11 protein-coding genes and 1 pseudogene are annotated in these 15,473 nt (G+C 58.1%); 10 read left to right on the forward strand and 2 right to left on the reverse strand.

Features of this window, described 5'->3' with window-relative positions; translation table 11 throughout:
- The first annotated feature begins 32 nt into the window (after nucleotides 1–32).
- The 5 genes and pseudogenes from epsC to ACSQ36_RS39380 all read left to right on the forward strand — a co-directional run.
- Nucleotides 33–962: a serine O-acetyltransferase EpsC gene (gene epsC, locus ACSQ36_RS39360; protein WP_436186286.1), complete on the forward strand. Its 930-nt coding sequence runs from the start codon at nucleotides 33–35 to the stop codon at nucleotides 960–962.
- Complete coding sequence (locus ACSQ36_RS39365) at nucleotides 959–1,189, forward strand: helix-turn-helix domain-containing protein (protein ID WP_213762773.1); 231 nt, start codon at nucleotides 959–961, stop codon at nucleotides 1,187–1,189. The genes epsC and ACSQ36_RS39365 overlap by 4 nt, the downstream gene beginning before the upstream one ends.
- Before the next feature lie 114 nt (nucleotides 1,190–1,303).
- On the forward strand, nucleotides 1,304–2,236 hold the full coding sequence (locus ACSQ36_RS39370) for a family 2A encapsulin nanocompartment shell protein (protein WP_089165150.1): 933 nt from the start codon (nucleotides 1,304–1,306) through the stop codon (nucleotides 2,234–2,236).
- Nucleotides 2,211–4,217 carry a family 2A encapsulin nanocompartment cargo protein cysteine desulfurase gene (locus tag ACSQ36_RS39375; RefSeq protein WP_436186287.1) on the forward strand — a complete coding sequence of 669 codons (2,007 nt, stop codon included), beginning with the start codon at nucleotides 2,211–2,213 and terminating at the stop codon, nucleotides 4,215–4,217. Before ACSQ36_RS39370 ends, ACSQ36_RS39375 begins: the two co-directional genes overlap by 26 nt.
- A 756-nt stretch (nucleotides 4,218–4,973) precedes the next feature.
- Nucleotides 4,974–5,175: pseudogene (locus ACSQ36_RS39380) on the forward strand (hypothetical protein); the annotation flags it as partial.
- Between the two features lie 25 nt (nucleotides 5,176–5,200).
- On the opposite strand, the gene ACSQ36_RS39385 reads toward ACSQ36_RS39380, so the two are convergent.
- Nucleotides 5,201–5,461, reverse strand: a complete 261-nt coding sequence (locus tag ACSQ36_RS39385; RefSeq protein ID WP_436186288.1) for a hypothetical protein — start codon at nucleotides 5,459–5,461, stop codon at nucleotides 5,201–5,203.
- Between the two features lie 1,379 nt (nucleotides 5,462–6,840).
- Here ACSQ36_RS39385 and ACSQ36_RS39390 point away from each other — a divergent pair.
- Nucleotides 6,841–7,671: a hypothetical protein gene (locus ACSQ36_RS39390; protein ID WP_436186289.1), complete on the forward strand. Its 831-nt coding sequence runs from the start codon at nucleotides 6,841–6,843 to the stop codon at nucleotides 7,669–7,671.
- Nucleotides 7,672–7,987: 316 nt separating this feature from the next.
- On the opposite strand, the gene ACSQ36_RS39395 is transcribed toward ACSQ36_RS39390, so the two are convergent.
- The gene (locus tag ACSQ36_RS39395; RefSeq protein WP_436186290.1) at nucleotides 7,988–9,016 is read right to left on the reverse strand and encodes a LacI family DNA-binding transcriptional regulator; all 1,029 of its coding nucleotides are present in this window, start codon (nucleotides 9,014–9,016) and stop codon (nucleotides 7,988–7,990) included.
- Nucleotides 9,017–9,175: 159 nt separating this feature from the next.
- On the opposite strand from ACSQ36_RS39395, the gene ACSQ36_RS39400 reads away from it, so the two are divergent.
- The 4 genes from ACSQ36_RS39400 to ACSQ36_RS39415 all read left to right on the forward strand — a co-directional run bounded on the left by ACSQ36_RS39400 (nucleotide 9,176) and on the right by ACSQ36_RS39415 (nucleotide 14,784).
- Nucleotides 9,176–9,736 (forward strand): gluconokinase, encoded by a 561-nt coding sequence (locus ACSQ36_RS39400; protein WP_436186291.1) that lies wholly within the window; start codon nucleotides 9,176–9,178, stop codon nucleotides 9,734–9,736.
- Between the two features lie 166 nt (nucleotides 9,737–9,902).
- Entirely contained in the window at nucleotides 9,903–10,985 is a 1,083-nt protein-coding gene (locus ACSQ36_RS39405; protein WP_436186292.1) for a Gfo/Idh/MocA family protein, read from the forward strand.
- Nucleotides 10,986–11,045: 60 nt separating this feature from the next.
- Nucleotides 11,046–12,392 carry an MFS transporter gene (locus ACSQ36_RS39410; protein ID WP_213762766.1) on the forward strand — a complete coding sequence of 449 codons (1,347 nt, stop codon included), beginning with the start codon at nucleotides 11,046–11,048 and terminating at the stop codon, nucleotides 12,390–12,392.
- Nucleotides 12,393–12,792: 400 nt separating this feature from the next.
- The gene (locus tag ACSQ36_RS39415; protein WP_436186293.1) at nucleotides 12,793–14,784 is read left to right on the forward strand and encodes a gamma-glutamyltransferase family protein; all 1,992 of its coding nucleotides are present in this window, start codon (nucleotides 12,793–12,795) and stop codon (nucleotides 14,782–14,784) included.
- Nucleotides 14,785–15,473: the final 689 nt, after the last annotated feature.

Below are 15,473 nucleotides of genomic sequence, written 5' to 3' on the forward strand. Positions count from 1 at the left end.
TCTAATGGCTTGACGCCGAAGGATCTCCGACTGTGGCCGCATTTGACATCGACGACATCGTCCAATCGCTTCAGACGGTGCGCCAGCAATGGCGTGAAGTGCAGAAGCGTTCGCTCGAACCGGGCGGGCGCGAACTGCCGGCGCGCGAGGCGCTGGCGGATATTGTGGACACGTTGAAGGGCGTGCTTTTTCCGATGCGGCTTGGACCGCACGACCTTCGTCAGGAAAGCGAGAATTTCTACGTGGGTCATGCACTCGATTCAGCCCTGCATGGCCTATTCGCCCAGGCGCAACTGGAGTTGCAATACCGCGATCGTCATCTGTCGCGTGACGATGAAAACATCGCTACACGTGCCGGCGTTGCGGTTCGTGCGTTCGCGGCCAGACTTCCCGAGATCCGCACGCTCCTTGATAGCGACGTGCTTGCCGCCTATCACGGCGATCCGGCCGCCGGCAGTGTGGACGAGGTGCTGCTTTGCTACCCCGGCATTCTCGCCATGATTCATCACCGGCTGGCGCACGAGTTATACAAGCTCGACCTTCGCCTGCTTGCGCGCATTGTGGCTGAACTGGCGCACGGCGCAACCGGCATCGACATCCATCCGGGCGCTCAGATAGGCAAAGGATTTTTCATCGATCATGGGACGGGCGTGGTGATTGGCGAGACCACGGTCATTGGCGATCGCGTGCGCGTGTATCAGGCTGTCACGCTCGGCGCGAAACGTTTCCCCCGCGATGCAGAAGGGCATCTGGAGAAAGGACTGGCGCGGCATCCGATAGTGGAAGATGAAGTCGTGATCTATGCGGGCGCCACGATTCTCGGCCGCGTCACGCTCGGCCGGGGAGCGGTGATCGGCGGCAACGTATGGCTTACGCACGACGTTGCACCGGGCGCGAACGTCACGCAGGCCATCTCGCGCAATGACGGCGTGCAGCCGCGCGTTGCAGCGACCGTGTCATGACCGAAGTCGTCCGCAACTTCGGTGCAGCCGTCAGGCTTTTACGTGAGGCGCAGGCCTGGTCGCAGGAGCAGCTTGCCGAACACGCCGGCCTGAACCGCTCTTATATTGGCGAGATCGAACGCGGCCGCGTGACGGCATCCATCATCACGGTGCACAAGCTCGCCCGCGCGCTGGACGTTCCCATGGCGAAGTTACTACAACCCGAGCCGGTGACCGGGCCAGGGTGATCATTTTTTCAGAAATGCCGTCTATAGCATGTTGAATGACTGGGGCCACGGTCTTGATAATGACGTCTCCTGATAAGCATTCCCGTTTTTCTTCTATAGACTTCGGAGCTACACATGACGGCAACTGTGGGCGGCCAGACGGCGCTCGGCGATAACGCAGCACGGCAACTAGCCAATGCCACCAAGACCGTTCCCCAGCTATCGACCATCACGCCGCGATGGCTCACGCACTTGTTGCAATGGGTGCCGGTCGAAGCCGGTATCTACCGCTTGAACCAGGTCAAGAATCCCGAGGAAGTGAAGGCGGCCTGCACGCAACGTGAAGACGAAAGCGAACTGCCCCGGACCTTCGTTCCCTACGATGAAAACCCGCGCGAGTATTTTCTCAACGCGGTCAGCACGGTCCTCGACGTGCAGACTCGTGTGTCGGATCTATATAGTAGTCCGCATGATCAGATCAAGGAACAGCTGCGCCTGACGATCGAAACGATCAAGGAATTGCAGGAAAGCCAGCTCATCAATAACCCGGATTACGGTCTGCTGGCGAATGTTGCTGAAGAACAGCGCGTGTTTCCGCTGACCGGCGCGCCGACCCCTGATGATCTCGATGAACTGCTGACGCGCGTCTGGAAAGAGCCTGCGTTTTTCCTGACGCATCCGCTCGCCATCGCAGCGTTCGGGCGCGAGTGCACGCGTCGCGGTGTGCCGCCGCCCACCGTGAGCCTGTTTGGTTCCCAGTTCCTCACGTGGCGTGGCATTCCGTTGATCCCGTCGGACAAGGTTCCTGTCGCCGACGGCAAGACCAAGATCCTTTTGCTGCGCGTAGGCGACAAGCGGCAAGGCGTGGTTGGCCTGTTCCAGCCGGGTGTGGCAGGCGAGCAAGGGCCAGGGCTTTCGGTGCGCTTCATGGGGATCAACAACCATGCGATTGCCTCGTACCTGATTTCGCTGTATTGCTCGCTCGCAGTGCACTCGCCGGACGCACTGGCGGTTCTGGATGACGTGGAGATCGCCAAGTACCATGACTATCCTGACACCTACAAGTAAGCCAGTGAGCGGCGCTTCGCTGTCCGATGTTCCACAGGGCGCGGCACCTGCGGGCTTGCCGGACGTGGCCACGTTGTCGCGTCTTGCAACGGCGTTCTTTACGGCGTTACCGGGCAGTGCTGGTAGTGCTACGCCCGCGCTGGCGAGCCTTGGCAGTGGCAGTGGTGAGTCGCTCTCGGCAGGGTTGCCGGTGGCTGCGCCTGTGCTCGCTTCCGCGAGCAATCCGGCGCCTCCGGGGTCGCCGTTGGCGGGGCCGGGCGGTGCAGGGACGGGCGTGCCGGGCCTGAGCCTTCCACAGGGCAAGGCGCCGGGCGCCAACCTGCTTCCGTCGGCGCCTACGCACGTCTTGTCATTGGGCAATCGCGTGCCGGCGCTGGCGCCACATGCCGTTTCGCAAAACAACGTACCTGACTCTGTGACGAGCGCCGCGCCGGCGTTGGAACCGCGCTTCGGCGGCGCCGCGCTTGGCGTCGGCGTGCCCGATGGTGCGCAACGAGATCAGCCGGCGGCGTCGCCGTTTTATTTCTTGCGGGACGCGGGCGCATCATCCGGCGCGAACCGCGAGCTGCCGTTGCCTGGTCATGATGTACCGACGGCTGAATCGTTCGGTCTGCCGTCTATCGATGACTTGCTTCCGTTCAACAGCCGCGAGCGGGCGGGGTCGGCGGGTGGCGAGCCCGATCGTGCCGGCGCGTTCTATTTTCTCGACAACGCGCGTGCGCCGCATTCGAACGAGCACTTGCCGCAGACCGGTTCGGCGCATCCGCCATTTGATGTCAACGCTATTCGTCGCGACTTCCCGATTCTGCAAGAGCGCGTGAACGGACGTCAGCTCGTCTGGTTCGACAACGCCGCGACCACGCACAAACCTCAATCGGTTATCGACCGCCTGTCGTATTTCTACGCGCACGAGAACTCGAACATTCACCGTGCCGCGCATGCCTTGGCAGGACGTGCAACCGATGCATACGAAGGGGCGCGCGATACGGTGAGGCGCTTCATTGGCGCCGCATCGGCGGAAGAAATCATCTTCGTGCGGGGCACGACGGAAGGCATCAACCTGATCGCGAAGACCTGGGGCGTGCAAAATGTTGGCGAGGGCGACGAGATCATCGTCTCGCATCTGGAGCATCACGCCAACATCGTGCCGTGGCAGCAACTCGCCGCACAAAAGGGCGCGACGCTGCGCGTGATTCCTGTCGACGACTCCGGTCAGGTCCGTCTCGACGAGTATCAGAAGCTGCTCAACAGCCGCACGAAGATCGTCTCGGTGACGCAGGTATCGAACGCATTGGGTACCGTTGTGCCGGTGCAGGAGATTGTTGCAATGGCGCATCGTGCAGGCGCTCGGGCGCTGGTTGACGGCGCGCAATCGGTCTCGCACATGCGGGTGAACGTGCAGGAAATCGATGCTGATTTCTTCGTGTTTTCGGGTCACAAGCTGTTCGGCCCGACCGGTATCGGCGTGGTCTATGGCAAACGCGATCTGCTTGAAGACATGCCGCCATGGCAGGGCGGCGGCAACATGATCGCGGACGTGACGTTCGAGCGGACTGTGTTCCAGGCGCCGCCAAATCGCTTCGAGGCGGGCACGGGCAACATTGCCGATGCGGTAGGCCTTGGGGCTGCGATCGATTACGTGACGCGTGTGGGTATCGAGAATATCGGGCGCTACGAACACGATCTGTTGGCCTACGCGACGAGCGTATTGCAGCCGGTCCCAGGCGTGCGTTTGATCGGTACAGCGAAGAATAAAGCCAGCGTATTGTCGTTCGTGCTGAAAGGCTATGAGACGGAAGAGGTCGGGCAGGCGTTGAACGAAGAAGGGATTGCCGTGCGTTCAGGTCATCATTGCGCCCAACCAATTCTCCGGCGTTTTGGCGTGGAGGCGACCGTGCGGCCGTCGCTAGCTTTTTACAACACCTGCGATGAGGTCGACAGGCTTGTGTCCGTCGTGCGCCGGCTTTCGTCGCGGCGGTAGGCTGTAAACGAGTAAGGCAGCGTGCGGTCAACGAGGCCGCGCGCTGACAAGATGGCATCACCCGGTCACGGTCCCTATGTGTTACTGCAGGGGGATTATCTCTTGAGAGCCGCTTATCCGCCACGCTCCCTGGGCCACTTTGGGAACGGCCAGACTTCCGCGCCCGGTTGTTCCACGCGGACGACCTTAGCAGCCCGCCCGCGGCATCCACACGACGTTCGGAGGCCGCTTCGTACGTAACTGGACGCAAAGATCTTCCCGGACCCGCAGTCGCACTGGAAAAACCAGCGTGCACCGTTCTTGCCGTGATTCACGTAGTGAGACGCAGTGAGTTGCCCAAAGCGATGGCCGGGTGCTATTTCAATCTGACGCAAGCAGCCGCACGATAGAGTCTTGCGGTACTTGACGCTTTGAGCGTCGAGTACCTTTTCGACGCCGCATGCGCACTTGAAAAGCCAGCGAGAACCATCCTCGCGTGCTACAGCGGTAAGCCTGCCAAACGTCCGGCCGGTGATATCGATTGCCATCTTGAGTTTGAGTCAGCTCACAGCAAAACTGCTTGTCGTAAAAATTCCAGGGCTTTCATTTCGTTCGCGTGACCAGGACGTGCGTTGCCGGCGAGTGTCCTGGATCGGCCTCCGCTATTGGTTCAAAACCTTGCAGACCACCTCGATTGGTCGAGGAATCATACCAACATCATCTTGCGGGGCGGGGCCGTCGTGATATGAAAGCCCGCGATCGCGGTCAAATCCTCATATTATCCGGCGCTATATAGCTGCCATGATTAACGAAGGCGCGCAGGTCGTGCGTCAGCGCATAGCTTTGCGCCCCCTTGATGTCGATCTGACTTTATTGCACGGGTGATGGCTTTCCGCGCTATCGCGGCGGTCCGATGATGTATGCCGACACGGTTGGACTCGCCAGCGTGCTCGCGGGCGTTCGCGAGTTCGCTAAGCAACACCGTTGGTCAGGTCGCCTGCGGGTTATCGTTGGGCTACCGCGAGCAGTCCCGCATCCGCTGTTCCGGTGCGGGCGGCCGCAAGATGCCCTTCGATATCTGCGAGCTCCCTGAGCAACCCCATGACGGTGCATCGTTGCATCTCAAGCAACCCTGGCTCTTCCAGCAACAACGACAGCCGGGCATGCCAGTAATCAGGCCGCATCACATGGGGTGCACATTGAAAAATGGACGCACGCATGATGCGGCTCACGTGAAGAATGTCGTTCTCGATGACTGGATTCATGGCTCACCTCGGGACGTTGCCTTTTCACGAAGTTTGATTACATGGCAAGGACGTTCACGGCGAACGTAGGCACTTGCGCGCGGGCCATGTTCGGCCGCGCACGTAATCTCGAGTACATGAGCTCATGAGAGAACTCGCCACGCGCAGCATTGAACTGCTGGAGCGCGGCGAGTGTGCGACGCCCGGGGTCCGGGTCGATCGGCGTCGCTTCATGGCGTGCCGGCCTGTACCGCCCAACTCTCCCCATACCCGCAGAGGCGGCGAGAGGGCGCCAGGACCTTGCGGGAACCGCGCTCTTGAGCGCAGGGGAAGAATGCGAAATATTTGTCTCGGATGAAAGTTCGATGGGTGCATGGCGGGGGGTATCGTTCAACATCGTCTTGCTCTTCCTCTTGTCAGTAAGAGTCGAGGCTGTGATTGCGCAACCGCGGGGCGATAACACGCGGGCCTACTGGAGGCAAACCACGGAGTAGTCGACCGTACGCCGGTAGACGCTCCTGTTCAGCCATGAGACAAATGTGAATTCAACGTAGGCGTTGGCGCCGATAAAGAGCCAGGTATGCAGAACAGGCGACACGGTTAATTCCTTTGAAAGGGTGCGACGATTAAAGGAAACACGGTTAGGCGCAGTAATTTGCGGGCACGAGAAGGGCCTGCTACTGGGTCGCGGTTCTGCACAGGAGATGAGGACGAAGGTATCGGGGGAACTTTCCCGAAGTCATCGGAGGTGTGCTGATCGCGATGACTGTAGGTTAGTTAGCGCAGAAGGGAGAATCTATTCTACGGTGGGGTCGCGCGATGCCTCGATGGAGTAATCCCGTTATACGGCCGTATAGCGCGCGACGCATCCGGCAAGGGGCCGGCGCTGCTTCGCTAAGGGGAAACGACTAGGCGATGCTCCTCCCCAGTCATACGGGCGTATATGAGCCCGATTGAAAATGCATCGAATGACTGGCTACGAGCTATCAGATACGCAGAGACGCCCACTACACGCTGACGCCGCATGCGGTTGCGGAAAAGGTCTCGACGCGAAGGCCGACCTCCTTACCTACCTGGAGGCGGTCAACGGAAATATCTTGTAATCACCTTCGAATCACGAGGCCTTCTCTCGGAATCGCAAAACCCCATCCGCACTATCCTGCTCAAACAGGAATCGCATCGCTGAATGCAGGCCGCCGGAGCGTCGAACTGGACAAAGGCAAGTCTGTTGTGAATGTGATAGCCGTGAACCCGCAGCAGGTAAGCGACTCACGCGCATACCCCTTTTCACTATATGCACGTAAATCTGCATTGTTTGCAGACGATCCATAGGCGGCCCCGATTGGGGAAGCCGTATCGGCGAATACTATTCGGCGATTCATTATTCTAAGAGCACTAATATGATCAAACGGTTGGCCCTACCGGTGCTGCTCACGTCCATTCTGACCGCGTGTGGCGGAGGGGGAAATAGTTCCAGCTCGACTCCGGCACCGCCTGACAGCTTTGTCGGTATTTACAACGGGACTACCAGCGATTCGCGGGTGATCGAGTCGATGGTGCTGACCAACGGCACCTACTACTATTTTTATAGCGGCCTGCCTACAACTACGGTGGTTCCAGCGAGCGGCACGACAGCAGCAACCACGACTACTACAACTAATCCGGTTGGTGGCGTAGTCATTGGTACCGGCAGCGGGAAGGGGGGAAGCTTCAGTTCGTCGACAGCGTTGGATTACCAGGTGCAAACCACAGGTTTGAGCACAGGCGTTGCAGCCAGCACGTTGTCTGCCAGTTATGTCACGGCAGCATCGATGAGCGGAACCGTTACGCATAATGGCGACGGTATCGCGACCACGTTCAGTTCGACGTATGACAGCGCACTGTCTTCCGCTACGCCCGCTTTAACGACCGTGGCCGGCATTTATACCGGCACGGTGGGGACCACGGCTGGCGGTACTGAGGACCTTACTATGAGTGTTCTTCCAACGGGTGCGGTAACTGGCGCCAGTGCCAGCGGTTGCTTTTTTTCCGGAACGATCGCGCCTCATCTGACGAACAATGCATACGATCTAAACATCACGTTTGCCGCGACCACCTGTACATATAATTCGCTGAATATGCTCGGCATGGGGCTGTACGACTCGACCACCACCACGCTTTATGGAGCGACGGTGAAAGCCGACAATACCGGCGGTATCGTCTTCGTGGTATCGAAAGTCAAGACGTCTTAGGTTGGGTCGTCGCGCCTGAAGAACGTTGTTGGTAGTTTAGAGGGTAAGGCGCGGCGCCATAACGTCGGCTGCTTCTTTGAGTGTTGAAGGTGACTGCGCGGTGATCGTTCTCGTGGCTGAGAGGTGCTCGAACGGGAGCGTCAAAAAACTTTTGATAACGGCGCTTCGTTTGTAGTACAAATTAAAATCGTCAACTCAAAGACGCCACGCCCTGCGGCACCAGGATTTCGAAGTGACGGAATCAATGCGGTCATCGGTGAGGGCGTCGGCAACGCGCTGCATAAGCAAATGCATGCGGTTTGTGCAGCGTATCGACTCAGGAACTCTCGCGCACTACAAGTTCGAAGCCGAGATCGATCACTGGCTCGCGCACCTGCTCTCCGCGAATCATGGCGAGCAGCATTTGCGCCGCGCGCCGGCCGACTTCAGCGCGAGGCGTACGGATCGTGGTCAGGCGGGGGAACGAATGCGCCGATCCGGGCAAGTCGTTGAACCCGACCATTGCAATGTCGCTGGGCACCGATACCCCCCGGCGCAACGCTTCCAGCAGCGCGCCGTGGGCAAGGTCGTCATTGCCGAAAAAGATGCCATCGACATCCGGACGCCGCTCCAGAATCTGCGCGAACAGATCGCAGCCTAATCCTACGGAAGAAGGCGCTGGCGATAAAAATTCGAGCGCCGGGTCATACAGTCCTGCTTCCTGCAAGGCGCGGCGAAAACCGTCGCCACGTTGCATGATCCGGGGGTCGAGCTGCGCTGCGACAAACGCGTTGCGCCTGCGGCCGCGCGCAAGCAGGTGCTCGGCTGCCGCCTGCCCGGCACCGGTCTGTGCAAAGCCGACGCAATGTACGCCGGGGCCGCGCGACATTTCCATGATATGAACACACGGCACGCCGCTCGCATCGATCATGCGCCGGGCCGCTTCCGTGCGGTCGGATCCGGCCACGACCATCCCGCTCGGCGGCGAGGCGAGATAATGGCGCACCAGATCCTCCTCGGCGTCACGCGCGTAATGCGAGTTGCCGATCAGGATTTCAAAGCCCTGCGGTCTCAGCACGCTGTGGATCGAATCGAGGACATCGACGAAAACGAGATTCGACAGCGACGGCACCAGCACCGCGACGGCGTCGCTACGCGACGACGCGAGCGCTCGCGCTGCCGCGTTGGTCACGTATCCCAATTCTTGCGCCGCGTCCTTGACTCGCTGCACGAGGTCAGGCGCGACGGTATTCACGCCGCGCAACGCGCGCGATGCCGTAATCGTGCTGACGCCGGCAAGGTGCGCCACTTGTTCCAGCGTCGGCCGACCCGTACTTCGGGTTTTCCTGTGCGTCGTATTTGTCATAATTTGTCTAGGATAGCGCTACCTGTAGCGTTGCACAAACCTGAAAGTGCAGTGAGCATCCCTGCTGTAAAGGTTATAAACAGTGGGTAGATCGGCCGTGAGCGGCCGTTTTTTGCGAATAGTTGAGATAGCGCTATCTTTGAGTGGTATGAGGCTGGAATGAACGAATCAATGTCGGCAGTGGTGGTAATGGGTGTGGCCGGTTGCGGTAAAAGCAGCGTGGCGGCGGGGCTTGCAGCGGAAATCGACGGCTTCCTGATTGAAGGCGATGCGTTCCATCCGGAGGCCAATGTTACCAAGATGCGCGCCGGCATACCGCTTGGCGATGACGACCGCGCAGGCTGGCTCGACCAGCTCGCAGCGGAGCTGGTTCGCGCGCTCTCGGCGAATCAACGCCCCGTCCTGGCTTGCTCCGCGCTCAAACGCAAGTATCGCGAGCGCCTGCGCCGGGCCGTCCCCGGACTCGGCTTTGTCTTCCTCAGCCTGCCGCGCGATGTCGCCGCCGAACGGGTAGCTGCGCGCGGCGGTCATTACATGCCAGCTACGCTGGTTGACAGTCAGTTTGCCGATCTGGAGTCGCCGGTTGGTGAGCCGCAAACTTTTAGCGCCGATGCGACTTTGCCGGTTATGGACGTTTGCCGGGCGGCGGCGGAATGGTTTCGGACTGAAAATCTCAAGGAAGCAACCGAGATAGCGCTACCTGAAACATTGAGTCCATGACGAATCAAGTTCAGTTTTAGTGCATTGATTAACGCGCCCGATCCGATTCGCGTCTCGGGAGAAGTAAGCCGATTTGATATATAAGTCGACGACTTGGAAGCAACATCTAATTAACGATTGCGAAGCGCTGGCTCGTTTCTTGGCGGCGTTTCAGATCCAGAACTCTATGAAAAAACTCAGAACTGCGGTTATTGGTTGCGGGAAAGTCGGTCACTTCCATGCCAAAGCGTTGGCGAATCTTGAAGGGTCTGAATTCGTTGCCGTATGCAGCACCAATCTGGGCAAGGCCAAGGCTTTCGCCGACCAATACGGTGTATTGGCCTTTGACAACATAGAAGCGATGATCGATTCGGCTTCGGTGGACGTGGTCTGCATTTGCACCCCCCATCCGCAGCACGCTTCAGTGGCGATCGCCGCGTTGAAGAAGGGTTGCCATGTGCTGATCGAAAAGCCATTGGCTTCGTCGCTTGAAGACTGCGACGCGATCCTGTCATGTGCGGAAGAAAACAAGCGCACGGTCGGCGTAGTCTGCCAGCGCCGTTTTTATGAGCCGTGCATGCGAATTAAATCCGCCATCGATGCAGGCAAGCTCGGCCTGCCCGCCATCGCCAGCGTCACCATGCTCGGCTGGCGTGACCAGAAATATTATGAAAGCGATCCGTGGCGCGGAACATGGGAAGGCGAAGGCGGCGGCGTGCTGGTTAATCAGGCCCCGCATCAGCTTGATTTGCTGCTTTGGTACATGGGCGAAGTGGATGAGGTGTACGGCGTCTGGAAAAACGTCAATCACCCGTATATTGAAGTTGAAGATACGGCGGCAGCGTTGGTGAAATTCAGGAGCGGCGCAATCGCCAATATTCTGGTCAGCAACGCGCAAAATCCTGCCTTGTACGGGAAAGTACATGTCCATGGAAATAATGGGGCTTCGGCCGGCGTGCAAACAGACGGCGGGGCCATGTTCATTGCCGGCGTCTCGTCTATTACAGAACCGCCTTATAACGATATCTGGACAATAAGCGGCGAAGAAGCAAATCTTGACACATGGAAAAAAGAAGACGCGGAGCGCTTCGCGTCGGTGGATTCCATGAATTTTTATCATGAACTGCAAATAGCCGACTTCCTGAACGCCGTGAGTAACGGCATCCAACCTTTAGTCAGTGGACTCGACGGTCGCCGTGCCGTGGAATTGTTCACGGCAATCTATCGCAGCGCCGAAGAAAATAAGGTCATTAAATTTCCGCTCCAATAAAAACAGATCCTGCGGCGTTTATAGAAACAGAAATAATTACCATACCTTCAAGGTCCAAGCATGAAAGCAACGAGGTCAAGATTTTTCATAGTATTTCTGCTGTTCGTGGTGACAGCAATTAACTATATGGACCGGGCGAACCTGTCTATTGCGGGGAGCAAGATTCAAGGGGAGTTCGGTCTTTCGCCCTCGCAACTGGGCCTGCTGTTCTCGGCATTTACGTGGACGTATGCTGCCAGCCAGATTCCAGTCGGATACTTGCTCGATAGAATCGGTTCAAGAATTCTTTACGGTACCGCGATTGTGGTGTGGAGCGCCTGTACCTTCGCAATGGGCTTTTCTTCGCACGTGATCTTCACGAGTCTTGGCGCGTCGTTTGCCATGCTGATTATCTGCCGGGCATTGATCGGCTTGGCAGAAGCGCCTTCGTTCCTTTCCAATACCAAGATCATTGCAAGCTGGTTCCCGAAGAACGAGCGTGCGCGTGCTACTTCGATCTACATCAGTTCGCAATATATTGGTCTTGCGGTATTCACCCCGGTTCTCACATTCCTGACCGACAAATATGGCTGGGAAGTGGTGTTTTATTCGACAGGGGGAGTCGGGGTTATTTTCGGAATTTACTGGCTGATCGTTTATCGCGATCCGAAAGACAGCAAAACGGCCAACGCGGCTGAACTTGACCTGATTAAGGCCGGTGGCGGTTATGGCTCGAAAGACCAATCTTCGATCAGCACCAAAGTCAAGGCCAGCGACATTCTCTACTTCCTCAAGAAGAAAACCATCTGGGGCTTGTTTATTACCCAGTTTGCGTATAATTCCACGCTGATGTTTTTCATGACGTGGTTTATCGTTTATCTTGAAAAGGCATTAAATCTAAGTCTGGCTAAAGCCGGTATCGGCGCATCGATTCCGTTCATGATGGCCATGGTCGGCATGCTGACCGGTGGTTTCCTGAGCGACATGCTGTTGAAGAAAGGAAAGTCAGTCACGTTTGCGCGAAAAACCCCGGTTATTCTCGGCCTGGCGCTGACCTCGCTAATCTTCCTCGTCAACTTCTTCGAAAGCGATCCGGTTATCGCTATTGCGATTCTCTCCCTGGCTTTCTTCGGTAACAACGTGGCCAATATCGGCTGGGTAGTATTTACGGATGTCATCCCGCGTAACTTCATTGGAACGATGGGTGGTTTCCTGAACCTGTGCGGAAATCTGTCAGGGATTACCACGCCGATCATATTCGGCTTGATCTTGCAGCGCACGAACAACTTCCACTATGCAATGTGGTATGTATCCGTTGTCGCTATCCTCGGGATTCTTTCGTACATCTTCCTGGTCGGCAAGATTGAAGTTATCGTACCGCCGCCGGAAACGAAGTCTGAGAACGAAGGACTTCAACCCGCTCGATAAACCTTTGTCAGCTTAACTTTGCGGCAGGTTTGATCGCTGCAAAAGCACAGTAGTCGTAAGAGGCCCCGTTCTGAACGGGGCCTCTGTCGTTTCAGGTACCAGCTTGTCTCAAGTCATGCGTAGCGGACTGGCCGGCTATACAAAAACTGGCTAACAAGCAGTCGGATAATATTTTTCCGTAACATTTTAGTAATGTTTCAGATAGTATTTCGTCGGCTTGTTGAAGGCCGGTCTTCTACCGCATCCGGACGGCCCCTTGTGATGCAATGTCGGACCGCACGACAGCAACGCTCCGCCGCTGTTTAAATACTGCGACGACGCGGACCTATGCCGACGGACCGCTTTAGCCTCTGCTCCTGATCATTAAAAGTTCGACGATAAAAGGACTTGTAAAAGCACGATGAAAAGCAACCCTTACCTCACACTCGTGGCAGCAATATCCGCCGCCACGCTTCTGCTGGTTTCCTGCGGCGGTGATTCAGAAACCGGCCAGTCGGCCTCGACCCCAACGCCCACTCAGAACGCGAGTTGTCTCGCGATGGACAGTAACGGGTCGAGTGTCGTCATTGGCTCCAATCTCCCGGGTGACCCGTCGCTCCCGGAAGCAGCGTCGGGTTATCGCACGGGCCTGAAGCCTGTGTACGCGAAGACCTATATGGTCACCACATCGAATGCGTATGCGAGCGCGGCGGGCTGCACCGTGCTCAAGAATGGGGGAACCGCGGCCGACGCGGCGGTTGCTGTGCAGGCGGTGCTGGGGCTGACCGTTCCCGAAGCAACGGGGCTTGGATCAGGCGGGGTGCTGCTGTATTACGATGCATCGAACAGGACCGTGCAGGCGTACGACGGACGCGAGTCAGCACCGGGCGCGGCGACAGAAAACTATCTTCGCTACGTTGATGACGCCAGCGACCATTCCGCGCCGCAGCCAAGCGCGCGCGCAAGCGGTCGCTCAATTGGAACGATCGGCGTGCCCCGTCTCATCGAGGCGCTGCAGCGGGATCACGGCAAGCTTGCGTGGAAGGACCTGTTCGGCGACGCGATCTCGCTCGCGTCCAATGGGTTTCCGATCGGTGGACGGCTTGCCGGCGCAATTGCTTCGAATGCAAGCAGCCTGAGCCGCGACCCCGAGGCCGCTGCTTACTTCCTTAACGCGGACGGGTCACCGAAAGCACTCGGCACGGTACTGAAAAATCCGGCTTACGCCAGCACGCTGAAGGCCATGGCGAGCAACGGCGCGAACGCGCTGTATTCCGGCCAGATCGCACAGGACATAGTGGCGAAGATCGCGACAACGACCGGCGCCGACGGTTCGAAGATCACGCCCGGAAAAACGACCCTCGCCGATCTCGCGAACTATCAGGCGAAACAGCGCAATCCTATTTGCACGACCTATCGAAGCTACTGGATTTGCGGCATGCCGCCGCCGTCGTCCGGCGGCATCGCGGTGGCGTCCGCATTGGGCATCCTCGAGAACTTCAATCTGCAACAGCAAAAACCCACGGCAATCGATCTCGAAGGTGGCAAGCCCACCGTTCAAGGTGTCCATCTGATTACCGAAGCCGAGCGGCTGGCGTATGCCGACCGCGACAAGTACGTGGCCGATACCGATTTCGTCCCGCCGCCGGGCGGCACGTGGAACACGTTGCTTAACAAACCGTATCTGCAGAGCCGGGCGGCGTTGATCAACCTCAACAAGAGCATGGGCACTGCTACGGCCGGCAATTTTGGCCCGGTCTCTCTCGGCGTGGACAAGACGCTTATCGAGCACGGCACGAACCAGTTCACCATCGTGGATGCCAGCGGCAACGTGGTGACTGCCACCACCACGGTTGAGTCGAGCATGGGATCGTTTCACATGACAAACGGCTTCCTGCTGAACAACCAGCTCACGGATTTTTCCGCGAACCCGACCGACACCGCCGGCGCTCCCGTCGCAAACCGCGTGGAACCCGGCAAGAGACCGCGCAGTTCGATGGCGCCTACGCTCGTGTTCAAGATCGCTGCCGATGGCTCGAAAGGCGACTTCGTGATGGCGACCGGCTCGCCCGGCGGCGGCACGATTCCGCAGTATGTCGTCAAGACGGTCGTCGGCGTGCTTGACTGGGGACTGGACGCTCAGCAATCAGCGAATCTGGTCGACTTTGGCGCGAGCAACAGCCCGGTCACGACAGTCGGTGGCGAGCATCCCAACATCAACAGTTCGAACGGCGGTGCGAACGATCCGTTGCTCACCGGTCTTGCCGCATTGGGCCACACCGTCTCTACAGCGGCTCAGGCGAGCGGCGTCAATACGATCCTTCGAACAGGGGCCAATCAGTCGAGCGTCCTGCAGGGCGGCACAGATCCACGCCGCGAGGGCGTCGTGCTGGGAGATACTTTCGCCCGTTGATGAGTGTTCTCGCGCAGCGGCGCCGGCGGTCAAGATCGGCCCGCTGCCTGTCTGCGGATGGGGTTCGCGCGTACGCTATCTGTACGCGCGAACGACTACCCGTTCAAACGATCGTTAAGAGGGAAGGGGGCTGAATTCGCCCGGGAAAATAAAAGCCGGAAGCTTGCGCTAACCGGCTTTTCTAAACCAGGCGGCGTGGCCGTGTTGCTTGGAACCGCGCTCAATACCTTCTTTGACGGTTGCTCGTTCGCTGTGAAATATCGGGTAGCCTTGGGAAACTGACGCTTAGGTTAGGTGGCGCCTGGTCGCCCGTCCATTGAAGGTCGAAGTCATTACGTGCGCGACAACGGCCACGCGCTAATGTTTTGGCTAACCAGAGGATAACGAAATAATTATAAAATTATCGTTCTTCACCACAATTGGCGCGAAGTCAACTCCTCCTCCTCGACTTCGCTGCCTTCCGCTGACTGGAAACCGCATGCCTCTGCCGAATTTTCCACTTTGAATCAAGCTGCGACAAACACCATCGCGCCCGGCGACGCGAAGTGACAGCGTTATTTCGTTGGGAGTGGAAATAATACTGTCACTGCAAAAAGACGATTTCCTATCCTGACAGGGATTCTGGATTGACGAAATTATTGCGCCCTACGCCGCGGCTTGGAGACGACATCGTCCCCGTAATGGCGGAC

Origin of the sequence: Caballeronia sp. LjRoot34, from assembly GCF_964253815.1 — a bacterium.
GTDB lineage: Bacteria > Pseudomonadota > Gammaproteobacteria > Burkholderiales > Burkholderiaceae > Caballeronia.